This window comes from Ruegeria denitrificans, from assembly GCF_001458295.1.
In the GTDB taxonomy this organism is placed as follows: domain Bacteria; phylum Pseudomonadota; class Alphaproteobacteria; order Rhodobacterales; family Rhodobacteraceae; genus Ruegeria; species Ruegeria denitrificans.
Genome location: NZ_CYUD01000023.1, coordinates 1 through 21,673, shown reverse-complemented (window position 1 = coordinate 21,673; position 21,673 = coordinate 1). Strand labels below are relative to the sequence as shown.

The 21,673-nt window shown below is 55.3% G+C and carries 22 protein-coding genes and 1 pseudogene; 11 read left to right on the top strand and 12 right to left on the bottom strand.

The features are described 5' to 3' along the window. Positions 1–186: 186 nt before the first annotated feature. Positions 187–1,122 (bottom strand): LysR family transcriptional regulator, encoded by a 936-nt coding sequence (locus RUE5091_RS21570; protein WP_058284011.1) that lies wholly within the window; start codon positions 1,120–1,122, stop codon positions 187–189. A gap of 109 nt (positions 1,123–1,231) precedes the next feature. On the opposite strand from RUE5091_RS21570, the gene RUE5091_RS21565 reads away from it, so the two are divergent. Then, positions 1,232–3,658 carry a GcvT family protein gene (locus RUE5091_RS21565; protein WP_058284010.1) on the top strand — a complete coding sequence of 809 codons (2,427 nt, stop codon included), beginning with the start codon at positions 1,232–1,234 and terminating at the stop codon, positions 3,656–3,658. Between the two features lie 41 nt (positions 3,659–3,699). Here the strand turns inward: RUE5091_RS21565 and RUE5091_RS23935 are convergent, their stop codons facing one another. Next, the gene (locus RUE5091_RS23935; RefSeq protein WP_243470852.1) at positions 3,700–4,266 is read right to left on the bottom strand and encodes a hypothetical protein; all 567 of its coding nucleotides are present in this window, start codon (positions 4,264–4,266) and stop codon (positions 3,700–3,702) included. Between the two features lie 89 nt (positions 4,267–4,355). Between RUE5091_RS23935 and RUE5091_RS21550 the strand changes: the two genes are divergently transcribed. The 3 genes from RUE5091_RS21550 to RUE5091_RS23825 all read left to right on the top strand — a co-directional run bounded on the left by RUE5091_RS21550 (position 4,356) and on the right by RUE5091_RS23825 (position 6,048). Next, positions 4,356–4,754 carry a trimethylamine methyltransferase family protein gene (locus tag RUE5091_RS21550; RefSeq protein WP_279385391.1) on the top strand — a complete coding sequence of 133 codons (399 nt, stop codon included), beginning with the start codon at positions 4,356–4,358 and terminating at the stop codon, positions 4,752–4,754. Positions 4,755–5,294: 540 nt separating this feature from the next. Then, the gene (locus RUE5091_RS21545; protein WP_131726359.1) at positions 5,295–5,546 is read left to right on the top strand and encodes an MBL fold metallo-hydrolase; all 252 of its coding nucleotides are present in this window, start codon (positions 5,295–5,297) and stop codon (positions 5,544–5,546) included. Next, on the top strand, positions 5,536–6,048 hold the full coding sequence (locus RUE5091_RS23825) for an MBL fold metallo-hydrolase (protein ID WP_058284005.1): 513 nt from the start codon (positions 5,536–5,538) through the stop codon (positions 6,046–6,048). The genes RUE5091_RS21545 and RUE5091_RS23825 overlap by 11 nt, the downstream gene beginning before the upstream one ends. Positions 6,049–6,096: 48 nt before the next feature. Here RUE5091_RS23825 and RUE5091_RS23820 read toward each other — a convergent pair whose 3' ends face one another. The 5 genes from RUE5091_RS23820 to RUE5091_RS21515 all read right to left on the bottom strand — a co-directional run bounded on the left by RUE5091_RS23820 (position 6,097) and on the right by RUE5091_RS21515 (position 9,177). After that, positions 6,097–6,378: a nitronate monooxygenase gene (locus RUE5091_RS23820; protein ID WP_058284004.1), complete on the bottom strand. Its 282-nt coding sequence runs from the start codon at positions 6,376–6,378 to the stop codon at positions 6,097–6,099. A gap of 90 nt (positions 6,379–6,468) precedes the next feature. Next, on the bottom strand, positions 6,469–6,690 hold the full coding sequence (locus tag RUE5091_RS23815) for a nitronate monooxygenase (protein ID WP_058284003.1): 222 nt from the start codon (positions 6,688–6,690) through the stop codon (positions 6,469–6,471). Between the two features lie 202 nt (positions 6,691–6,892). Further along, the gene (locus RUE5091_RS21525; protein ID WP_058284002.1) at positions 6,893–7,210 is read right to left on the bottom strand and encodes a hypothetical protein; all 318 of its coding nucleotides are present in this window, start codon (positions 7,208–7,210) and stop codon (positions 6,893–6,895) included. A gap of 50 nt (positions 7,211–7,260) precedes the next feature. Continuing rightward, positions 7,261–7,743, bottom strand: a complete 483-nt coding sequence (locus RUE5091_RS21520; RefSeq protein ID WP_058284001.1) for an HPP family protein — start codon at positions 7,741–7,743, stop codon at positions 7,261–7,263. A 66-nt stretch (positions 7,744–7,809) separates the two neighbouring features. After that, positions 7,810–9,177, bottom strand: coding sequence for an aminotransferase-like domain-containing protein (locus RUE5091_RS21515; RefSeq protein ID WP_243470851.1), 1,368 nt, complete (start codon positions 9,175–9,177; stop codon positions 7,810–7,812). 31 nt (positions 9,178–9,208) lie between these two features. On the opposite strand from RUE5091_RS21515, the gene RUE5091_RS21510 reads away from it, so the two are divergent. Together RUE5091_RS21510 and RUE5091_RS21505 are read left to right on the top strand one after the other, a co-directional pair. Next, positions 9,209–9,730 (top strand): DUF983 domain-containing protein, encoded by a 522-nt coding sequence (locus RUE5091_RS21510; protein WP_306347881.1) that lies wholly within the window; start codon positions 9,209–9,211, stop codon positions 9,728–9,730. 192 nt (positions 9,731–9,922) lie between these two features. Beyond that, positions 9,923–10,192 carry a hypothetical protein gene (locus RUE5091_RS21505; protein WP_131726358.1) on the top strand — a complete coding sequence of 90 codons (270 nt, stop codon included), beginning with the start codon at positions 9,923–9,925 and terminating at the stop codon, positions 10,190–10,192. Here the strand turns inward: RUE5091_RS21505 and RUE5091_RS21500 are convergent. After that, positions 10,100–10,405, bottom strand: a pseudogene (locus RUE5091_RS21500) (class II glutamine amidotransferase); the annotation flags it as partial. The gene RUE5091_RS21505 and the pseudogene RUE5091_RS21500 sit on opposite strands and share 93 nt — an antisense overlap. A 189-nt stretch (positions 10,406–10,594) precedes the next feature. Further along, positions 10,595–12,199 (bottom strand): GMC family oxidoreductase, encoded by a 1,605-nt coding sequence (locus RUE5091_RS21495; protein ID WP_058283998.1) that lies wholly within the window; start codon positions 12,197–12,199, stop codon positions 10,595–10,597. A gap of 469 nt (positions 12,200–12,668) precedes the next feature. Between RUE5091_RS21495 and RUE5091_RS21490 the strand changes: the two genes are divergently transcribed. Further along, the gene (locus tag RUE5091_RS21490) at positions 12,669–13,361 is read left to right on the top strand and encodes an MOSC domain-containing protein (protein WP_058283997.1); all 693 of its coding nucleotides are present in this window, start codon (positions 12,669–12,671) and stop codon (positions 13,359–13,361) included. A 92-nt stretch (positions 13,362–13,453) separates the two neighbouring features. On the opposite strand, the gene RUE5091_RS21485 is transcribed toward RUE5091_RS21490, so the two are convergent. The 3 genes from RUE5091_RS21485 to RUE5091_RS21475 all read right to left on the bottom strand — a co-directional run bounded on the left by RUE5091_RS21485 (position 13,454) and on the right by RUE5091_RS21475 (position 17,307). Further along, positions 13,454–14,446 carry an MBL fold metallo-hydrolase gene (locus tag RUE5091_RS21485; protein ID WP_058283996.1) on the bottom strand — a complete coding sequence of 331 codons (993 nt, stop codon included), beginning with the start codon at positions 14,444–14,446 and terminating at the stop codon, positions 13,454–13,456. 122 nt (positions 14,447–14,568) lie between these two features. Further along, the gene (locus RUE5091_RS21480) at positions 14,569–15,522 is read right to left on the bottom strand and encodes a LuxR C-terminal-related transcriptional regulator (protein WP_058283995.1); all 954 of its coding nucleotides are present in this window, start codon (positions 15,520–15,522) and stop codon (positions 14,569–14,571) included. A 189-nt stretch (positions 15,523–15,711) separates the two neighbouring features. Next, positions 15,712–17,307: a GMC family oxidoreductase gene (locus RUE5091_RS21475; protein WP_058283994.1), complete on the bottom strand. Its 1,596-nt coding sequence runs from the start codon at positions 17,305–17,307 to the stop codon at positions 15,712–15,714. A 109-nt stretch (positions 17,308–17,416) separates the two neighbouring features. Between RUE5091_RS21475 and RUE5091_RS21470 the strand changes: the two genes are divergently transcribed. The 4 genes from RUE5091_RS21470 to RUE5091_RS21455 all read left to right on the top strand — a co-directional run bounded on the left by RUE5091_RS21470 (position 17,417) and on the right by RUE5091_RS21455 (position 21,536). Further along, positions 17,417–18,655 (top strand): TRAP transporter substrate-binding protein, encoded by a 1,239-nt coding sequence (locus tag RUE5091_RS21470; protein ID WP_058283993.1) that lies wholly within the window; start codon positions 17,417–17,419, stop codon positions 18,653–18,655. Positions 18,656–18,721: 66 nt separating this feature from the next. Next, positions 18,722–19,387, top strand: a complete 666-nt coding sequence (locus RUE5091_RS21465; protein ID WP_058283992.1) for a TRAP transporter small permease — start codon at positions 18,722–18,724, stop codon at positions 19,385–19,387. Beyond that, on the top strand, positions 19,387–20,745 hold the full coding sequence (locus RUE5091_RS21460; protein ID WP_058283991.1) for a TRAP transporter large permease: 1,359 nt from the start codon (positions 19,387–19,389) through the stop codon (positions 20,743–20,745). Before RUE5091_RS21465 ends, RUE5091_RS21460 begins: the two co-directional genes overlap by 1 nt. An 11-nt stretch (positions 20,746–20,756) precedes the next feature. Further along, complete coding sequence (locus RUE5091_RS21455; protein ID WP_058283990.1) at positions 20,757–21,536, top strand: IclR family transcriptional regulator; 780 nt, start codon at positions 20,757–20,759, stop codon at positions 21,534–21,536. The last annotated feature ends 137 nt before the right edge of the window (positions 21,537–21,673 follow it).

Genomic DNA, 21,673 nt, shown 5'->3' with positions numbered 1-21,673 from the left:
TAGTCAGGCAGGGGGTCGCAGCGCGCCAAGAAAGCTACGGATCCGCGACAGATTCCGGATCAGGCGCATGCAGGCTCAGCACGGCGACCATGTCAGTTGGGATGCAATCGCGCGTTCCGCCGGTGAAACAGAGCGTCGTTTGACTTTTTTGCCAGAGGTACAGAGGACTTTGAAAAAAAGGATCGGTTATTCAGAGTCCGAAGGTGCGACCAACAAGCGGTCGACATCGGATTCTGCAAACAAATCCCGCAGACTGTCGGTGAAGTATTTTACGACGCGTCGCGGATTGTTCGGCAAATATGCAAGAACGATTTTCAAGGGGTCAACAGCGGGGTGTAAGGGGATTTCCACGATACGATGACCAGAGTAGGTCAGTTGCGTTTTCGGACGCATATGCAGCAGCGAGCATCCGACGCCTGTGCCGACCAAGCTTCGTACCATTTCCAGCGTTGTTGCAGTGCAGACGATATTTGGCGCGACTTCGGCCTGCTCAAACATCCGGCTGTAGTAATCGCTGATAACAGGAAGATCGAGAAGAACCATGGCTTGGTCATTCAAATCCGAAAGCGAAACACTGGCTTGGGATGCGAAGGCATGCTTTTCAGGAACCAGAAGATAGGCGGGCACGTCGATCAGGGTTTCATAGGTCACGCCGGGCGCTAAGCTTTCAGCGACGCTAAGGATCACGTCAAATTCGCCACTGAGCAACCCGGCCTGGGCGGAGTTGCTATCACATTCGATGAATTTGATGTCGACGCGCGGGTTTTCGACCAGCAGCGACTGCGCGATTCCGGGCAAAAATGCCGGTGCCACGGGGGCGTAATAACCCACCGTTAAAGTTCCAACCAAATGAGTGCGCATCTCAGCACCCTGGCTCATCAGGGTTTCGTATTCATCCAACAGATGCTGAATACGTGGCATCAGAATTTGCCCGGTCGACGTGGGTGCGATCCCTTTTGCGCGATGTCGCACCGTTAATTGCAATCCAAAGGCATCTTCCACCTGATTGACCGCTGCCAAGATGGCAGACGGCACCACATGCATCTGTTTGGAAGCTTCGGTAATGCTGCCGCTGTTGGCAGCGGCCATGAAATATCGCAACGCTTTCAGGCTGGTATCCATTGATATTCCTAATTCATTTTTTTTGATTTTTGTATTTTAAATTTTCTGATTTTCAAAACAAAGGAACACACAGATAGTTCAACGAAGTTAGATTTTTTGGAGATGGGTGATGCAAAGCCATGCACGTGTGGTTGTTATTGGCGGAGGTATCGGCGGGTTGTCGGCGCTCTATCACCTTTGTCAGGAGGGCTGGACCGACGCGGTTTTGCTCGAACGGAATGAGCTGACCTCAGGCACGACCTGGCACTCGGCGGCCCAGTGCCCAAGCGTTGCGTTCAATCAACTGCTGCTTTTGCTGCGCGACTACACGATCAAATTGTATAAGGAATTGGCTGACGATCCGACTTATCCGATCAATTATCATCATGCCACGGGCGGGATGCGGCTGCTGACCAACCCGACCCATGTGGATGAGGTGCATCACATTCTTTCCGTTGCCAAAGGGTTGGGGATCGAATTCGACCTGCTGGATGCCGCCGAAGCAAAGCGGCGCAATCCGCTGCTGAACACAGATGGAGTTCTGGCGGTCATGTGGGATGAGAAAGACGGTGATATTGATCCGGCGCAACTGTGTCAGGCCCTGGCCGCGCGTTCACGTAAGGCAGGTGCCGCCATTCACCGGAACACACCCGTCACGGCGCTGAAACAATTGCCCAATGACGAATGGCTGGTCACCACCGACAATGGCACAATCACCGCCGAACATATTGTGATTGCCGCGGGCTATCGGGTCAATGAGGTAGGTGCGCTGATGGGCATCAAATATCCAGTGATCGCGATGGAGCATATGTATTTTGTCACCGAAGATATCCCGGAATTGGTCGACCGCCCGGATCGTGTGCCTATGGTGCGCTGTCCACGTGATACATTCTATATGCGGCAGGAAAAGAAGGGGCTGCTGGTCGGTATTTACGAGCATGATTGCAAAACCTTTGGCATGGACGGGATAGACCCGGATTTTGTCAACGCCCTGTGCCTGGACGATCTGGATCGTCTCTTGCCCAAGATGGAGCCAATCTTTGAGCGCCTTCCTTGCCTGCAGGAGGTCGGTATCAAATCGGTGGTCAATGGGCCGATCTCCTATGCCTCGGATGCAGGTCCACTGGTTGGCAAACAACCCGGCCTACGCAATTGCTGGTCAATGAATGGCTTGCGTGTGGGGATTGGCGAAGGGGGCGGTTACGGCAAGATGATCGCGCAAATGATGGTGCACGGGGAAACTGAATGGGATAGCTGGCAGCTTGATCCCCGTCGTATTACCAGCTTTGCCAACACCGAATTTACTGCGTTGAAATCCATCGAAGATTACCAGCACGAATTCCGCTGGCACCTGCCGCATGAACATCGCCCCGCAGGACGCCCCGCCAAAACGTCTCCGCTGTATCCCGTGCTCAAAGGCAAAGGGGCCGAGTTTGGCGTCGTCAATGGATGGGAGCGTGCGGAATTCTATAGACCAAGTGCCGATTTCGAAACGACTCATGGCTATACCTTTCAGAACTGGCATGATGTTGTCGGGGCTGAGGTAAGGGCGCTGACAACCAATGTGGGACTAGCGGAACTGTCGGGCTTCAATCACTACCGGATTACCGGAACTGGGGCGTTGGAATGGCTCGACAGCCTGACCTGTTCGAGAGTTTCGAATAAGCCGGGCAAAGCAAGCCTGTGTTATTACCTAACACCCAAAGGCAATATCGCGGGTGAGGCGACGATTGTGCCCCTGCCGGGAGGAGAAGTTTTCTATGGGTCTGCTGCGACAGCAGAATACCATGATATGGACTGGCTGACCGAGCGGTTACCAGAAGGGTCGGACATTCGGATCAAAAGCCGCACCAATACGCATACGATGCTGGTCGTGGCGGGACCTAAAACCCGTGACCTGCTGGCCTCGGTTTCTCGGTGTACAAAATGGGGGCAAGCTGACTTCCCATGGCTCAGCGCACAGCGCGTTTTCATCGGGTATGTCGAAGCGTTAGCCATTGCAATTAGCTATTCCGGCGAACAGGCGTTCGAATTGCACATCCCCAACACCCAGCTTTATGCCGCTTATGAAATCCTTGCCAATTCAGGCGCTGAATTCGGCCTGTCGCATTTTGGTATGTTCGCAATTGACTCGATGCGGCTTGAAAAGGGGTATGGCCATTGGAAAGGTGATTTCATCACCGAATTCAATCCAATCGAAGCCAGACTCTCGCGGTTCGTCAATCAGCACAAGGACTTCCCCGGAAAACCCGGTCTGTTGGCACAAAAGAAGGCAGGTAACCGTAAAGAGAGGGTTATTCTGGAGATCCACAGCACCAAAGGGCCGGCCCAGCCCGGTGAAGGCGTGTTTTTGGATGGCGTCCCGATTGGTTCGATCACTTCGGCTTCATGGGGGTATCGCACCAACAAAAACCTCGCCATGGCCTATATTGACCCGAAACATGTCGCCGGAGGCTCCGAGCTCGAAGTATTGCTGATTGGCGAAACCGTCTGTGCCACGGTTTGTCCGCCTTGTCTGTTTGATCCGGAAAACACCCTGCCCAGGGGTTTGGCATGACGCGCCGTGCCCGTGCTGGCGGTCGTGCCGCTCGTGTCGCCTCACGTCAAAACTCGGGCGATGAAGTGCCAAACCCGGCCCTTCCTGGCGTACCCGGCGGCCAGTACGGCCCGCTGACGGAAGCCCAATGCCGTTAGGTGATTGATGCAGCGTTCGCCTTGCTGGCCACTGTCGGTATTAGCGATGTCCCGGAGCAGATCAAAGAACTGGCTATCGCGCGGGGCTGTCAAGTCGATGCGCATGGCCGGTTGCTTTTTATGCGGGACTTCGTGGAAGACATCATTGCCGCGACATCCAAATCCCTGACCTTGATTGGGCAGGACCCGCGCCATGATTTCAAGGTTAATAAGCAGGATGTGCGTTTTGGTACAGGCGGTGCTGCCGTGCAAACGCTTGACATAGAGAGCGGGTCTTATCGCCCATAGACCCAGCGCGATTTGTACGACTTTACCCGTTTGGCGGATCAGCTGGACAATATCTGCTGGTTCACCCGATGCTGTGTGGCCACGGATGTGCCATATATTTTTGATCAGGATATCAACACTGTTTACGCTAACGCCAGCGGCACGACTGAGCCAATCGGCACAAGGTTCAGCTTTGGCGGCCACGTTGATACTTGTATCGAGATGTTCGATATGATGCTGGTGCGCCCGGTGTATTCGTCTAAAATTCCTACTGCAAACGCATATTTCATCGATTGCGCTATGGTGAGGATGCTGGTGGCCGCGTCGAAATGGCGATCTTAATTGCTGGTTCTACTCAGCTGATCAATTTCCTGGGCCTGATTTCGGGCGGCGCGACCTCGATGACAGAGTCCAATCTGCCCGATGCGCAAGCGGAGTACGAGAAAGGGTTGGCTGCTCTGGCTGCTGGATTGGCAGGGCGCAATCTGATCTATGAATCCGCAGGTATGTTTGGCAGCCTTCTTCGCGTGTCCTTCGAAGGGTTTGTGATCGAGAATTCCATTCGCGGCGAGGGACACCCCCTTAAGGTGATCAGACATTGGCCGCAATGCCGTGCGATTACTATTGTCTACCGCTCAGCGATCGCTCTGATGCATGGGTCGAGGCGGGCAGGGCCGCCAGGTCTCTGTTAAACCGCCACTTTCCCGCGCATGTCGGCCGTACAGCGGTTGAAACGGATCGAACACGCTTCCAGATACAATTCTCGTCGCGATATATGCAGCAGTGAATGATCGTAAGCCTTGTAGACCACGCTGCCACTGCCGAAACCGACGGGTATCTGGCGGCGGCCATTGACTTCCACGGGGTTGCAAACGCCTTAGGGTAGATCGATGAAGCGATCACGCGGATCGCTGCAAGCACGTGATGCTTTTGGAACCCCGGCCTTGTTCGTGAACGTCAGGAGTCGATTTTCTAATGGGGTAACCATCCCGTGATTTGGATGCGGATTGGCCCACCCTAATCTGTCTTCAGAGTTCAAGACGAATTGGGATCGCATCATCACTTACAAACTCTCTCGCCGTTCTGCCTAGGCGGGTCTTGCAGCCACGCCGCTGGCGTTTGGTGCGGCACCGGTTTAAGCCACCGGTCAGATTGCCCCGGCACAAGACCCCATCGTCCGCAGTTTCAAGCTGGGTGATCTATTGGTAACCACATTGCTGGACGCCAGTGTCATGAACAACGACCCCAAAGGTCTATATGGCTTAACCTCGACTGCCGAAGAGTTTCACCGTGTGTCGCAGGAAAATTTCATCCCTTCGGATCGACTGCAATTTTCGTTCACCCCAACTCTGGTCGATACTGGATCAGAGCTTGTGCTGTTTGACACGTGTTTCGGGTACGGGGGCTTGGTTAAAGCGTTGGCGTCGGTTGGGGTTCAGTCAACGAATATCGATGGGGTGGTGATCACCCATTATGCATACTGACCACATTGGCGGGTTGCTGAATGCCGATGGACCGGCATTGCCAAACGCAAGCCATGGAACGGCAGCAGCCGAGTATGATTTCTGGTCGAAACCGGGCCTAAATCACCCCGTCGCGAGTGGGGTTGCCGCGCTGGTAACACCCATTGTCGATCATTTCGAATTTGTCGAAGACGGAGCCCGTATCGCATCTGGTATCACAACCATAGCCAGCTTTGGTCACACGCTCGGACATATGTGGTTTATGCTCGACAGAGGTGCTCGTCAGTTGCTGCTAACAGCGGATTTGGCCAATCACTATGTCTGGAGTATTGCCTCTCCCGACAGGGCGGCCATCAGTTCGGCCGCCGGCATTTGGCGAGACAATGGAGCCCTTGCCCGGCCCAGTGGGCAGCATAACCTAAATCGTTTCCGGCTGGGGCGGCGTTCAGCGCTTTACCCGCATCATAGGCAATCGGGTATTGAGGTATTTCACGACTGTCCACTTTGGTGCCCAACCTCGTGAATCCGTTTTCCACGTAACGGGCGGGGCGGCCTGAAATGGCGCGCGTCATCACAGTGTTTCGTCCGCCATTTCTTTAAGGTAATCCGCATTCGCAGCGTTTTCCTTGCACGCAACAAACGCGGTTCCCAGTTGCGCGGCGACGGCGCCCAGATCCAATGCCGATTTGATCCCGAATCCGTCCATAATGCCGCCTGCAGATTTTAATGCTGACAACCGCTCTGCCGTGGGTAAACCAAAATGAAAACTGACAACTGCGGGGCGTTCCTCGAGCAGCATTTGTGTTATCGCCTGGTTTTTGGTGAATGTCGGATAAATTTCAGACAATTGCACAGGAGGTGTGGCGTCGAATTCCGCGAAATGAGACCCAAGTGTTTGGAGCCAAGCGGGCTGTGTTTTGGGATCATCTTTGGCTGGTCGGTATCAGAACGCATTCACATTGAAGGCGCCGTTGGTCAGAGCCTTGGTGTCCCGTATCGCTTTGCGCGCTGCCTCTGTATTCATTGCGCACAGCCCTAGCGATCCCAAACCGCCTGAATTTGAGACGTTGGCGGCCAACTGAGGTGTTGAAACGCCTGCCATCGGGGCCTGAATAATGGGCATGTCCAAACCCATACGATCCAGGAATTCAGCCTTCTGGGTCACGTTGATGTTTGTTCAATTATGTCAATGTGATTGATGTCAAAGAACCCAAACACAACCGAGGGTCAACACCCGGAGGGATCAGCGCCCCACACGGGCCAGCCACAAAGACCCCAACCCCGAAATGATAATGACCAGCAGGCCCCAAAGGGGTCAGTACGACGCCTCCGATAGTCAGTTGAGTGAAGATCAGGAACCGCGCGCGTTAGTCTTCGGACAGCCAGCGCGTTGTGGTCAGGTAACACTCATGGGCGCACTCGGCGAAGAAGAAAAAAAGCAATCCGGGGCTCATTCCGAACCCGGGTTTCACCACCAGCAGAACCCCGCCGAACCCCACAGTCAGAAGCAGTGCGCGCAGCAGTGGCAGCAATACCAATGCCCCTAGGGAAAATCGAACCCAGGCAACGAAGAATGGGTTAACGCCGCCTGCGGTCAATGCCTTGCCGGCGGCGTTTCCGATCACGATCAGGATCATCGCTGATACAACGAGTATCAGGCTGTGTAGCAGCGTTGTGGATGTCATGGCCTACGATATTTTAACGTAAAATCAGGTGCTTCCCACTAACGCGGGGGTTATTTCGCTGGGTAGGCCACGCCGTTCATACGATGGAATGCGATCGCAACCAGCACCAACAAGACGGCCCCGGCCGTTACCGGGAACAGTAGGAAATCAAAGCCGGGCTGAGCCACGAAAATGACCAGCGGATTCGCCCCGGCCGGTGGATGGGTTACGCGCAAAGCGGCCATAAGGCCAATTGCAAGGCCCACTGCAATAGCAGCGGCCCACCAGGTCGCGGGCAGCAGGGCAAGCATGACCAGACCGATCAGGGCCGACAATGCATGCCCAAAGATCACGTTGGCTGGTTGCGAAAACGGGCTTGTCGCAGCGGAAAACAGCAACACGCAGCTTGCGCCAAAAGGGGCCATCAGCAACGGAACATTGGTCAGTTCGGCAGGCAGGCCAGCAATCGCGATGGCGACCGCACCGCCCACGCCCGCAAGGGCCGCTTTGCCAGCCGGTATCGCGGACTGGGATCTTTTGAAAAAGTCTTTCATGAGTGGGGTCCGGAGATTGAAGTTTCGTCTGTTGTCTGAATTTGGTTGCCAGGGCTGGGCAATGGTTTAACCGACCCAGCCTTTGTGCAGGACCGCATCTCTGAGGGCCTCAAGATCATCGGTCAAATTGGCCAGTGAAATCGGCCCCCCCAGACATACCCTGAGGGCCTCGTCCTTGGCCTCTGACACTGTGAATGTGTCGCTGGGCAGTATCCCGACCTGAGCATTGGACATCCGGCCCATGATTTCAGCGCGGCTGATACCGGGTGGCAGGGTTAGCCAGATATTGAAGGCCTGGCTTTGATTTCGGAAATTGCATCCTTCAAGCGTGGCATCCGCCACAGCCTGCCGTTCAGTGGCACCCTTGCGAATGGCCGTCAGCATCATGCGTGCGGTTCCGTCTTCGATCCATCGGCTTACCAATGCTATACTCAGCGGCGAGGGCATCACGCTGCCTGCGCGCAGAACCTGCAAAAAAGGTTCCTTAGGATGGTTTTCCGGGATGGTGGTAAAGGCGAGCCGTAGTCCGGCCCCCAGGCATTTCGACAGTCCGGCAATGTGCCAACCCAATTGGGGCACCAGCGTCGAGATCGGGGCCGGGGCGTCCGAGGCGACAAAGCAGCATGCGTCATCTTCGACCAGCGGCGTGCCATATTGTTCAAGGACCCGTGCGACCTGCTTGCGACGCTCGGCAGGCATCGTGAAGGTCAATGGGTTTTGCAGAGTGGGGTTCAGGTATACGGCGGCAGGCCAGTGTTCCCGAATTGCTTCGGCAAGTGCGTCAGGCAAAATGCCGTGCTCGTCCATGTCAACGCCGACCAGGCGCAGACCCAACTGAGCCGCAATGGCGCGAATGCCGGGATAGGTCACTCGCTCACACAATACGGTCAGTCCGGGTTCGCTCAGATGTGTCAAAACTGCATGCACGCTGGAATGCGCACCGGGGGTGACAACTAACCGGCCAGGAGAGGTCGGTATGCCGTTTTCCAACATCCACTGCGCGGCGGCCTCGCGGTCCTGCAAGCTGCCTGAAGTGGACTGGTATCTCAGCAACGGCACCAGGTTGGCAGATACGTGTTTCAGCCCCTGTTCCATACGCGCCACCAAATCCGGATCATCGGGCTCGGGCGGCATGTTCATCATGGGGTCTTCGGCCATCGCGCGGCGCGGATCGGGATCTTCGCTACCCTCATTTAGGGCCCGAACGAATGTTCCGCGGCCTACAAAGCTTTCGACATAACCGGATTTTGCGGCCTGAGCATAGCCGCGTGAAACGGTCGTAAAATCCAGCCCAAGGGTCTGCGCCACGCTGCGCTGCGAGGGCAGACGATCACCGGGCGACAACACTCCGGCTTCGATATCCGCCCGAATCGCCTCGGCGATTTCGAGATAGCGCGGTTTGCCGGTGGGGCGCAGAGAAGGGTGCCATTGCATCAGAGTCATTCCTTACCAGAGCGGCCTGGGCTTGGGTCTTAAGCAGCAATTAGGTTACTTTGCCAATCATTGCAACATCATTACCCGATCAAAGAAGAAAATTGTATGGATAATGATTGCATATTTAAAACTCATCTCCTATATCGGCGCTGCAACCAAGAAAGCTCGTGTTATGACCGACGATGTCCAAACCTCTGAAGATGACCGCGACCTGAAGCCCGCCGTGATGAAAGGGCTGCGTCTGAAATGCCCCAATTGCGGTGACGGTGACCTGTTGCACAGCTATCTGAAGGTCAACGACGAATGCAGCGCGTGTTCGCAGCCTTTGCATTATCAACGTGCCGACGACGGGCCCGCCTATCTGACGATTTTGCTGGTCGGGCACCTTCTTGGATTTGGCCTGCATATTTCCTGGGTTGCCTGGCGCCCGGACCCTTGGGTGCTGGCTATTGGTATGTCGATCGTCTCGGTTGGGCTGGCCCTGTTCCTGTTGCCACGGATGAAGGGAATGATTGTCGGCTACCAATGGGCCAAACGGCTGCACGGTTTCTGATCAGACACCGGTTGGGCAGACGGTCCCAAAACCGTTGTCGCGGCGCCATTCTCAACCCTGGCGGCAAATACATGCGAGCACCCGAAAGGGCCACCACCTTACTTGGCAGGACAACATTCGTTTGGGGAATTAGGTTGCAATTTGCAGTTGTTCGCTACTCATGAATCTTGTTGAGAACGTTGGGGGCCGACTATGGCCAGGAATGGCCGTGGACTATGGAAAATCACCACCGCGAAAAAAGATACTTCATCCGAGCGACTTAGATCCGAGCTTTCTAACGTGTCGGTTTTGGTGGTTGATGACGAACCGGGTATGCGTAATTTCCTGCCCAAGGCGTTAAAAAAACCACTTCGTCATGGTAGACTTCGCATCAAAGCCCCCGACCTGACCATTATGCATGAACGAGATCTTCCCGCAGCTAAACGGGTGGCAATTGTCGCGGCTGGTGGCCGTTCAGGTTGAGGCCCGTACATGCGCCAGAAACAACCCTAATGACACCTGCTCGGCCACCGAATGCAGGTTTGCATCCGCCCAGGCCGGATGTACATCCTTGTAGATACCGGGGGCGGTGCGCTGATCATACCAGGCCAGATCGAAGCCATCCGCATTTGTTTCGGTGATGCTTTCCCGTGCCGCCTGTGCCTGTTGAATCAATGAGTTAACGGGTGAAGTCACAACCTCGTTATGTCCTCTGTCGCGCCATCAACCTGTTCCCATTCCCCCGCATGGCCGAATTTACCGTTCACTGGGCCTGAAATCTGCGAAAGGCCGTATGTCAATTTTCTGAACATGACTAACTTGCAGTAATTACGTGATATTTTCTGCGTAACAGATCTTTGCTACAGAACCAGAGCACATATCAGATCAATGAAGTTTATTTCTAATCATGGCGCTGGCGCGCTCGGCGATCATGATAGTGGGTGAGTTCGTATTGCCTGACGTGATGCGCGGCATGATCGATGCATCGACCACCCGCAGGTTTTCTATTCCGTTTACGCGCAACTGTGGATCCACGACAGCTTTGTCATCGACCCCCATACGCGCAGTGCCAACCGGGTGGAAAATCGTCGAGGCAATTTGCCCTGCACCCTCGGCCAGCTCGGCGTCGGTACGGTATTGTGGGCCAGGCTTGAATTCTTCTGGCTTGTAGGGGGCCAAAGCAGGCTGGGCCATGATATGGCGGGTCTGCAAGATGGCACGCGCAACCACCAAACGATCGGTTTCGGCCGAAAGATAGTTGGGCTGAATTTCGGGATGGGCGCGGGGATCTTGTGAGGTGATGTGAACGTAGCCGCGGCTTTCCGGACGCAGGTGACAGACGCTTGCGGTTATTGCGGGGAAATCATGCGGTGCCTGACCGAAAGCTTCCAGTGTGACGGGTTGAACGTGATATTCCAGATCCGGAGTTTCCATCCTTTCATCAGAATAGGAAAACGCGCCGAGCTGGCTTGGGGACATTGACATTGGGCCGCTGCGCTTAAGGATATATTCCAAGCCGATTTTGGTTTTGCCCCACAGGGTTGAACTCAGGTCGTTGAGGGTTTTCGCGCCCTGGATTTTATAAGCGCAACGAACCTGCAGATGGTCTTGCAGATTGCCGCCCACATCGGGTGCGTCATGCAGGACTTCGATGCCATGTTTTTTCAGCAGTTCTTTCGGACCGATCCCGGAAAGCTGTAAAAGATGCGGTGAACCGACGGCGCCTGAGGCGAGGATCACTTCGCGTCTTGCGTTTACTTTAGCCGGGCGATCCTTGCGCCTGAACTGAACGCCGGTCGCACGTTTGCCTTGAAACAACAGCTTCTCGGCCTGTGCGTGCGTCATGACCTCAAGATTTGGTCGTGACAATGCGGGGCGCAAAAACCCCTTGGAGGTACTCCAGCGCCAGCCAGAGCGCTGGTTGACTTTGAAGAACCCGACGCCATGATTGTCGCCACGGTTGAAATCCGCGGTTTCGGGGATGCCGGCCTGTATGGCGGCGGTTTTCCAGGCGTCCAGGATGTCCCAGCTTAGCCGCTGTTCTTCCACCCGCCATTCTCCGCCGGTGCCGTGGACCTCGTCCTGGCCTGCGTAATAATCCTCTGATTTGATGAAAAAGGGCAACACGTCATCCCAGCCCCAGCCAGTGTTCCCCATCTGTTGCCAACCATCATAATCCGCTGCCTGACCCCTTAGGTAGAGCATTCCGTTAATTGACGAACACCCTCCAAGAACCCGACCGCGAGGGTAAAGCAGAGAGCGCCCGCCAAGCCCTTCGCAGGCCGCAGTGGAATACCCCCAGTCGGTGCGCGGATTGCCGATGCAATAGAGATAGCCAACAGGAATATGGATCCAGTGGTAATTGTCCTTGCCACCTGCCTCAAGCAACAGAACCCGTGAATTGGGATCTTCACTCAGCCGGTTGGCTAAAACGCAGCCAGCCGAGCCTGCACCAACGATCACATAGTCGAATTCGCCGAAATCCTGCATGGAAGTTTCTTCTCCTTGTATGCTCGACCACGGCAATCGCATTGCTCGAAGTTAGGTCTTTGGTACGAATTAAAGTCCGATCTGCTGACTTTTGCCAAGATGCATATTGCACCTGTGGAGACTGGAAAGGTTCCTGCTCGTTGTCCGCTTTGTAATCTACGAATTGTTCTCAAGTCTGGACACATATCCGTCTCTAGACGAGATTTGCCTGTTCAAGAACTAGGTCCATTTTTCAGACCATTACTTGGTATTGATTTTCGAATTGGCTGTGACGCTCGCGTTCTCAACAGATTGTGGCATGAGTAATTCCAAGATACGTTTGGCAATACATGAGATTTCGAGAGGGACTCGGTGTAGCCAATACAGCGCTGCTTGTGCCCGAGTGGCTTAGCCGACATGCAGTTCCATCAATGGTGAGGGCTGACCGGATGCGTTTACAGGCCTTCCAAATTCTGCGGATTGAAACAGCATGAAAACAAAAGATATTTCCGGCAAAATTGAAGGGCTTTTCGTTGGAGAAATCCAGAATTTGTGGCAAGATCGCCCACCGTCAGCCATTCACAAGTTGCCTGTACTGGGTCGTCAGGACATTCAAAAACTGGGCTTTGTGTCAGATGCTCAGGCGGACCCCGAACACCATGGAGGAGTGGATAAGGCGATCCATCACTATGCGGCTGAACATTATCCAACGTGGATAAATGAAGGGCACATTCCTGACGGAACAACCCCGGCTGCATTTGGCGAAAACGTTTCCACAACAGGTTTGACCGAGTGGGACGTGTGTATTGGTGATGTGCTGCATTTGGGTACGGCTGTCGTTCAAATCAGTCAGGGCCGGCAACCTTGCTGGAAGGTAAGCGAATACACTCAAAATCCTAAGATGACCTACTTGTTTCAGAAGACGTCCAGAACGGGCTGGTATTACCGGGTATTGGAAGGGGGCCACGTATCAATCGGTGACAACCTTTCGCTGATCGAGCGGCCACAACCGGATTGGACCGTCGCGCGTCTCACATCGGCTCGGCTGTTCAGAAAAGCGACCCGCGCTGAGGCCGGGGAACTGGCGCAGATGCCGGAATTGGCTGATGGATGGAAACGGGCGTTCAAGCGCATGGCCGCAGGAGAATATGACGAAGATGTTCAGCGGCGGTTGAACGGTTGAATTTGACCCCACACTAGGCCGGGTCAGTTGAGTAGTTCAGAATTGGGGCAGGGCGGCCTGCGCAGGTAGCCGCCCCGCCGGTCCGACTAAAGTTAGGCTGTTTGTGCGTGGTTTCCGAAATACAGGAACTCGCGATCCATTCCAGCCACGTCACCGGCTTCAAGGGACAAGCTGGCGGAATCCAGCATCTTGTAGCTTTTCTGTGACTTCACATATTCATCCGAATCCTGGAGCGTTGTCAGCGTATAGCTTGTGGTCTCGCTCAGATAATGCGTCGGGATGATGATATTGGGTTTCAGCTTTTCGACGATGTCGTTGCCTTGCTTATAATCCAGAATGTGCTGCGATCCATCGACTGGCAATGTCAGAACATCGACCTGACCAATGGCATCCCAGAATTCCTGTGGCGGATTGTGACGGTTGTCGCCCCAGATCAGCGTGCGGATACCGCCGGTCTCGATCAGATACACCACCATGTCCATGTGGCTGACATTGTCCGGCGGGCAGGCTTGTACCCCGAACTCTCCCAGTGCGTTGGTCCAGTCGTACCAGCCCGGCGCACGGCATACGTGTTTGTCCGCGAATCCGGTGATCTTGATGTCCGCGAACTCAAAATTCCCGACCATCCGGTCCAGAACCATGGTGGAAACCGGGCGGTGGATGGCGTCATGGTCGAAATGCGTATGCGTGGACATGCAAATATCGACCGGGGTTTCCGGGAATTCATTCTTGAACCACAGGCCCCACGCGCCCGAAGGGTCGTCACGCCAAGGGTCAAACAGAACCGTGGCACCGCCAGGTGAGGTGATCTTGATGGCGCAGTGACCATAGAAGTCGACACCAACGGTTCCATCCAGGGATTGTCCGGTGGTTTTCTGCAACTCGATCACGCCGTTGTTGTTACCGGGTTGCGTCCAGTCGGTAGATTGCGCCTTGGCAGAAGTGGTGGTCAGCAGCGAGGCGGCCCCGCCAACACCGGCAGCACCCGCGGCCATAAAGAAGGAACGTCGTGACAGGCCCGGCGTCAGATCATCCTTGTCGCCACGCAGCAGCGTTGGCTTCAGGTTCAGGTCATCTCTTTCCATTTTTGGTATTCCCTGTTGTCTCTCGTTCCGGTCTTCGCCGGAACAGAAACAGGGTAGCAACTGAGGCTTATTAGTAGAGCATCGAAAATTTACGGGGGAAACATGGGGGAAATCCCCATGTTTTATTGGATCGACAACAACAGGCTGCGCAGGTTCTTTCCGCTTCGTTTCAACCCGAGTTTTGAACGAATATTGTTGCGATGAAACTCGATTGTGCTGGGTTCACGCGACAGCGTTCGGGCAATATCCTTGGTTGTCTGCCCCCGCATGATCAACTGCGCGATTTCCTGCTCGGTGGGTGTAAGGTCTTCAAAAACTGTGGTTAGCTGACCACTCATTTCAGACGTGATGGTTTTCAAGCTCTCTTCGGCAAGGTCCAGATAGATTCGGCCAGAAGGGTCACCCTCCATCCGTCCGCGAAGTTTCGCCAGGTGCGGAACAACCAACCCTCTGATCTGGCTTAATATCTTGGCGTCATATTCTTGCCGTGAAGTTTCGACGCTGTTTAACAACACCCGTAGTGCAGCATTCGCCTCTTCTAGGTCCGCTGTACGGTTGGCCACGCGCTGTTCTAACTGGTCCAAAGTGGCTTGCAGTTCAGCCTCAAGCGCGGTGCGGCGGTCGATTTCAACCAGCAATGAAAGATCGGATTCGATAACCCTTGCGAATTCCTGCAGGCCCTCGCGGAACAGCAGCGCGCGTTGGTTGCGCCGGGAATCCAAAACGCAAATTGTCCCGAATATCGTGCCGTCGGGCCACTTGAGCGGGTATCCTATATAGAAGCTCATCCCGAGCTCTAGATCGTCGTTATCACACCAGTCTGGATCCTTGGTTGCATTTTCAACCGTCAGTTCACCGTCGCGCTTTAGAACTCCATAGCAATACAGCTTTTCACTCAGGGTAAACCTGCAGCCAATAGGGTAAGGGTTGTCGGTATTTCTGCTTGTGACAAAAACGGAATGATGAGGCGCATGGGTCCGCATCACAAGACTTGCAGGAACATCAGCAACCCGGGCAATCAGATCGACGATCCGCTGCCATTTGGCGATGGTTTCCTGCGATATTGTGGGCTTCAAGGCGACCTCCGAGCGCAGCTTAGGCTATTCGATGAAACCTATCTGCTGATATTGCCAGCATTTTTGCCCATTTTCATAAGATATACAAAATCTATCGCGAAAAATTGACGTCGCGGACTCCAGACAGGACCTGCGTCGATCAAGAATATGCGCGAAACCGGCCGGATCGGGTCAGAAAGCCGCTTTTGGCTAGCTATCCGCCAACAGCAGATCACTGGCTTTTTCACCGATCATGATCGCCGGAGCATTTGTGTTGCCGCTGACGATCTCTGGCATGATCGAGCAATCCGCCACCCTCAGATTGTCAATTCCGTGGACCTTCAGCCTTGCATCCACAACCGACCCCGCAGAGCTGCCCATCGCACATGTGCCAGTCGGATGGTAGATCGAGGTCGAATTCGACCGGGCCCAATCCAGCGTACCTTCGTAATCGTCACAACTCAGGTCCGCCGAGGGTCGGAATTCCTCGGAAATCTTCGAACGCAACGGGTTCTGCTTGGCAATACCGCGGGCGATGTTCACACCGTCGACGATGGTTCTGCAATCCGTTTCGGTCGACAGGTAGTTTGGGATGATCTTTACATGTTTGGACGGCTCCGGCCCGTTCAGGCGTAGCTCTCCCCGGCTTTCGGGCCGTAACTGGCAGACAGACATGGTAAAGGCCGAAAACGGATGAACCCCTTCGCCGGGGCTATCAGCGGACCAGGGTTGAACGTGGAACTGAATATCAGGGGTCTCAACGTCGGGGCGGGTCTTCATGAACCCTGTCGCAAGACTGGCCGCCATGGTCATCGGACCGGCGCGGAACAGCGCGTATTTCAGGGCAATGCGAGCCTGATTGAACAGGCTGCGCACTTCGTCATTCAACGTGGGCTCATTGCATTTGAACACCAGCCTTGCCTGCAAATGGTCCTGTAATCCCTTGCCGACGCCGGGCCGGGCGTGCAGCGGTTCGATTCCGTTTTCCTTCAGGTGATCCGGATCGCCGATCCCCGACAGCATCAGAATCTGGGGTGAGTTGATCGCGCCGCCGGACAGGATGATTTCACGCCGAACTTTCAGGGTTTGCTCGGTGCCCGACCGATCCCGATAGACCAGGCCGGTGGCCTTTTTGCCCTCCAGCATGACCCGCGTCACCAAGGCATTGGTGATGATATTGAGATTTTGCCGGTCGCGGATGGGTTTCAGATACGCCACGGCGGTACTGCAGCGGCGGCCATTGCGGGTGGTCAGCTGAAAGTAACCCACGCCTTCTTGCTTGGCCCCGTTATAGTCCGGATTAAACGGATACCCTGCAGCCTGTGCGGCTGCGACCCAGGCATCGCAGATGGGTCGCTGGATGCGCATGTTCGACACCGACAAAGGCCCGCCGACGCCGTGGAATTCGTCCTCACCACGTTCCTGATCTTCGCAGCGTTTGAACAGCGGCAGCACGTCGTCCCAGCCCCAGCCTTCATTGCCCATCTGTCGCCAGCGGTCGTAATCCTGCTTCTGGCCGCGCACATATAGCAACCCGTTCAGCGATGACGATCCGCCCAGTACCTTGCCACGCGGCCAGTCAATGGATCGCCCGTTCAGTCCCGGGTCGGGTTCGGTCCGGTAACACCAGTCGACCGAAGGGTTATGCATGGTTTTGAAATAGCCTACGGGGATGTGAATCCACGGGTTCGTATCACGCCCGCCCGCCTCAAGCAGCGCCACAGTCGTACCCGGTCGCGCGCTGAGCCTATTGGCGATGACACAGCCCGAAGACCCCGCGCCGACAACCGCATAATCCACTTCCATAACAGGCTCCTTCCAACGTCGCTGAAAAAAACTCTATGCAAGATGCAAGAAATATACTAGCCTTTTTTGATACAAAACGTCTCAATAATTGCGAACAGGGAGGTAAGCGATGGAGATCGGACGGAAACTAAGTGGTATCTCACGGCGGGATTTTTTCCGTGTGGCGGGCCGTTACGGCATGAGTTCGACTCTGCTGGCTGCAGGTGGGTTCGGCGGAGCGATGAGTTTGGCGAATCTGGCGCAGGCCGCCGAATCGACCTATGAGAAACGCTTTTCGAAAGAGCCGAAACACACGCTGAAATTCGGCGCTTCGGGCTTTAATACCCGCAACCTGCTGATCGAACGTGCTGGCGCCATTGAATTCGCGCGGGATCTGGAAGAGCGCACCGATGGTGAGATTCGGATTGAATTCATCGGCGACAACCAAATCTGCGGTCAGCTGAGCTGTGTCGAGAAAACCCAGCAGGGTATTGTCGATATCTATGCCGCCTCAACCCAGAACTCAGCCGGTGGTGCGCCGTATCTGAACGTGCTGGACTATGCCTATATGTTCCCCAGCCGCGCAGCGCAGTATCACTTCTTCTATAGTCCGGCGAGCCAGCGCATCCTGCGCGAGCCGCTGGAAAAACGGCACGGGCTCAAATTCCTGTTCACCCATTGTGAACTGCGCGGCCTGCAAATGGGCTCGACTTTCTCAGACAAACCGACCGTCACCAAGCTAGAGGAACTGTTTGGTACCAAAAACCGGGTAACCGGCACGCAGTTGGGTCGTATCGCCATGCAGCTTCTGAACCTGAACCCGGTCCCGGTGGCATGGGAAGAAACGCTGGACGCACTGAAGACAGGTCTGATTGACGGGGCCGAGACTTGGGCCTCGGCCGTGGCTTACGCCAACATGTCGCCTGTGGTGTCGCAATCGGTGAACCTGAAATTCTTCTGCGGCACCGAACATACTTCGATGTCTGCCAAGGTGTTCGACGGGCTGGGCGGTGAGTTGCAGGATGCCGTAATGGAATCCTCGTATTTCACGCAGGCGCTGATTCAAGGTGCGAACGAAGCGGCACTGCTGAACACAGTCGGTTTCTCGGATCCGCAACTGCCTGATACGATCTTTGCCGAAAACGGTGTGCGTCCTGCCTTCCTGGCGGATGATCAGATCAAACTGGCCGAAGAAATGTGCGCCCCGAACTATAACCCCGAGCCTTGGGCGCAGTGGCGTGAACGCCTGAACAAATGGGCCGGTGGCATTGATACTTATCAGGAAATCTACGACATCGCGCGCGAGATTCCGGCTGATACACTGCCGGAAAATGTCGAACCACGCCGCTGGTGGAGAGGCGAGGCCTGATAAACTCATCCGAACCGGCCCCAAGCGGGCCGGTTCAACCAAATACCGACTGGGAGGACGGGGTACATGTCTTTTTGGGCAGATATAGGCGCGATTTTCAGTGCCTTTCTCAGCCAGGATTCGTTCGAGATTCAATCCGCACTGGAATCCGACGCCGCTTGGGTGTTGGGCGCGGTAGTCTCGGCTCTTGGCGGGTTTGTGGTCATGCTGATCTATCGGGCGGTGCCCTTCGTTGAGCGCCATTTCGAACGGTCGGTCATGGTTTATTCCTACCTTGCCATTGCCCTCATCATCTTTTGGGGCGTGATCGACCGGTTCGTGTTCAACGATCAGGAGCCCTGGTCCACCACGATACCGCCGCTGCTGTTCATGGTGATGGCGTGGTTTGGGGCCTCGTACAACGTTCGTCTGCGGACGCATCTGAGCTTTAGCGAATTTCGCACCTCCATGCCCCGTGGCGGACAGCTGGCTTGTTTGATCCTCGACGCCGTACTTTGGTTTATCTTCGCGGTCATTGTCATCGTGACCACCTCACGGCTGGTGGCGTTGTCGGCATCAAACTTTCAGATCGTTCTTGGCACGGACAATATCATGCAGTGGTGGTTCCTACTGGCCGCGCCGCTGTCGTTCTTTCTGATGGTCGGACGGGTGTTTCAGAACCTCGCCGACGATCTGCACAATTGGAAAACAGGTGAGCCGCTGATCAAGCAGGCCGTGATTGGAGCAGACTGATGACAGATGGAACCATGGTCACATTGATCTCGCTTGGGGTCACCTTTCTGTTCATGCTGGGCGTGCCGGTGCTGCTGGTTATCGGCTATTGGGTTATTGGCTGCTCGTTTGTGCTGGGCCTGACGCTGGACAATATGGGCGCTGAGCTGTTGAACGTGTTCAACAAAGGCTTCGCCCTGCTGGCAATGCCATTGTTCATTCTGACAGGGGACCTGATCAACAAATCCGGCATCGCACGGCGGCTTAGCGATTTTGCCTATTCCTGTCTGGGCTGGATACGCGGCGGGCTGGCTATGGCCTCGCTGGGAGCCTGCGGGCTGTTCGCGGCGATCTCGGGATCGAACTCGGCGACGACCGCAACCATCGGGTCGATGCTGCACCCTGAAATGGTCAAGGGCGGTTATGACGAACGGTTCAGTGCCGCGACCGCAGCAGCGGGTGGCACGGTTGGGATCATCATCCCGCCATCCATCATCTTCATCGTCTACGGGTTTCTGATGAACCTGCCAATTTCCGAGCTGTTCGTTGCGGGGATCCTGCCCGGCGCGCTGATGGTGTTTGGCATGCAATTTGCCTGCTGGATCATCTGCCGGATCAATGGCTGGGGTTATTTGATCCCGCTGCAACTGAACCGGGTATTGAAAACCGCGTTCGGCGCATGGTTGGGCTTCTTCGCCATCGGTCTGGTACTGTGGGGCATCTATACAGGTAAATTTTCACCGACCGAGGCGGCGGGTGTGACCGTGGGCTTCTGCGTTATCGCGGGACTGGTCAGCTATCCGATCAACCGGATCATGGGTGCGCGGAATGACATTTCGCCGACGGAAAAAACCTACGCCGAGATGTTTGTTGTCGAAGGTTTCACGATCCCCGAAATCCCCTCGATCGTGATCCGTTCAGCGCAGATCACCGGTATCCTTGCGCCGCTGATCGCGATTTCGGTTGTGATGCAGCAAATCTTGTCGCTGCTTGGCGCACAAGAAACTATCGGGAACTTCGTGACCTCAATGGGGGGCTATCACGCGGTGCTGTTTACTTCGATGGTTATCGTCTTCTTCTCGGGCATGGTGCTGGAAAGCCTTCCGGTCACGATTATCCTCGCCCCGATCCTGGCACCGATTGCAGCGTCTGTCGGAATTGATCCGATCCATTTCTCGGTGATTTTCCTTGTGGGTGCCTCTATCGGGTTCATCACGCCGCCCTACGGTCTGAACCTCTATGTGGCGTCGGGTGTGACGGGCGTGCCCTATTTCCGCCTGCTGCGGTATACGGTGCCTTATCTTGTGGCTCTGTTGTCAGTCTGGATTTTGGTATCGCTGGTGCCCGATCTGGCCTTGATCCTGCTACCAAATAACTAGAATGTTGCGGGATGGCCGAAACGGAAACACAAGAAAAAGAAACTCAGATCCCGACGAACCTGCGCCTGTTGCTGATCCTGGAAGAGGTGGCACGGCGCGGGGTAGCCGTCAAACCGTCAGACCTGATCGATGCATTGGGTCTGGCAAAACCCACCGTTCACCGCCTGCTGCAAACGGCCGAGGCCGAGGGGTTTCTGCAACGCGATCTGGATGGCCGGTCTTATGGCCCTGGCCGTCGTTTGCGACTGCTCTCTGTCAACACCATGTCCGCCGAGCATTTGCGGACTGCGCGCTTGGCCATATTGCGCAGCGTGGCCGAAGAAGTGGGAGAGACCTGCAACCTCGCCATTCCCGACCGTGAAGGGATGATCTATCTGGACCGGGTGGAAACCAAATGGCCCCTGCGCATTCAGTTGCCGGTGGGCTCGCAGGTTCCGTTTCACTGCACGGCCAGTGGCAAGATGTACCTGTCCACACTGCGTCAGAAAACGCTGGACGGGTTTCTCTCGGCCGGAAAGCTGCAACCACAGACTGAGCGTTCGCTGACAGACCCCAAGGCGTTAAAGGTTGAAATCCAACGCATTTCCGAGAAACAATTTTCCACCGATGATGAGGAATTCATGACCGGTATGTCTGCGCTTGCTGTACCCGTTCTGGACGGGCAGAGCAGGTTGGTGGGAACGCTATCAGTTCACGCCCCGACACAGCGCCATGATGTCGCCAGCCTGATGTCGTTTCTGGAAACGCTGCGACAGGGCGCGGACAAGCTTTCAAGCCTTCTGGCTGAGTGACCCGATAAACGCAGCGCCAAACTGTAACAGTGATCGATACACAAAACAGTTTGGCGCTGATCTATTAATCTGGCCTGTTACCTGCGATCAAGCTGCTGCGATCTGGCCTGCTTTTTCGACCAGCACTTCGGCCTGAC

Bases quoted from the DNA above. Each gene is read 5' to 3' on its own strand.
- RUE5091_RS21485 (WP_058283996.1), bottom strand. From the start codon at position 14,446: ATGGAAAGAGATGACCTGAACCTGAAGCCAACGCTGCTGCGTGGCGAC.
- RUE5091_RS21470 (WP_058283993.1), top strand. From the start codon at position 17,417: ATGGAGATCGGACGGAAACTAAGTGGTATCTCACGGCGGGATTTTTTC.
- RUE5091_RS21455 (WP_058283990.1), top strand. From the start codon at position 20,757: ATGGCCGAAACGGAAACACAAGAAAAAGAAACTCAGATCCCGACGAAC.
- RUE5091_RS21490 (WP_058283997.1), top strand. From the start codon at position 12,669: ATGAAAACAAAAGATATTTCCGGCAAAATTGAAGGGCTTTTCGTTGGA.
- RUE5091_RS21545 (WP_131726359.1), top strand. From the start codon at position 5,295: ATGAACAACGACCCCAAAGGTCTATATGGCTTAACCTCGACTGCCGAA.
- RUE5091_RS21525 (WP_058284002.1), bottom strand. From the start codon at position 7,210: ATGACATCCACAACGCTGCTACACAGCCTGATACTCGTTGTATCAGCG.
- RUE5091_RS21515 (WP_243470851.1), bottom strand. From the start codon at position 9,177: ATGCAATGGCACCCTTCTCTGCGCCCCACCGGCAAACCGCGCTATCTC.
- RUE5091_RS21465 (WP_058283992.1), top strand. From the start codon at position 18,722: ATGTCTTTTTGGGCAGATATAGGCGCGATTTTCAGTGCCTTTCTCAGC.
- RUE5091_RS21460 (WP_058283991.1), top strand. From the start codon at position 19,387: ATGACAGATGGAACCATGGTCACATTGATCTCGCTTGGGGTCACCTTT.
- RUE5091_RS21505 (WP_131726358.1), top strand. From the start codon at position 9,923: ATGGCCAGGAATGGCCGTGGACTATGGAAAATCACCACCGCGAAAAAA.
- RUE5091_RS21495 (WP_058283998.1), bottom strand. From the start codon at position 12,199: ATGCAGGATTTCGGCGAATTCGACTATGTGATCGTTGGTGCAGGCTCG.
- RUE5091_RS21475 (WP_058283994.1), bottom strand. From the start codon at position 17,307: ATGGAAGTGGATTATGCGGTTGTCGGCGCGGGGTCTTCGGGCTGTGTC.
- RUE5091_RS21565 (WP_058284010.1), top strand. From the start codon at position 1,232: ATGCAAAGCCATGCACGTGTGGTTGTTATTGGCGGAGGTATCGGCGGG.
- RUE5091_RS21570 (WP_058284011.1), bottom strand. From the start codon at position 1,122: ATGGATACCAGCCTGAAAGCGTTGCGATATTTCATGGCCGCTGCCAAC.
- RUE5091_RS21520 (WP_058284001.1), bottom strand. From the start codon at position 7,743: ATGAAAGACTTTTTCAAAAGATCCCAGTCCGCGATACCGGCTGGCAAA.
- RUE5091_RS23825 (WP_058284005.1), top strand. From the start codon at position 5,536: ATGCATACTGACCACATTGGCGGGTTGCTGAATGCCGATGGACCGGCA.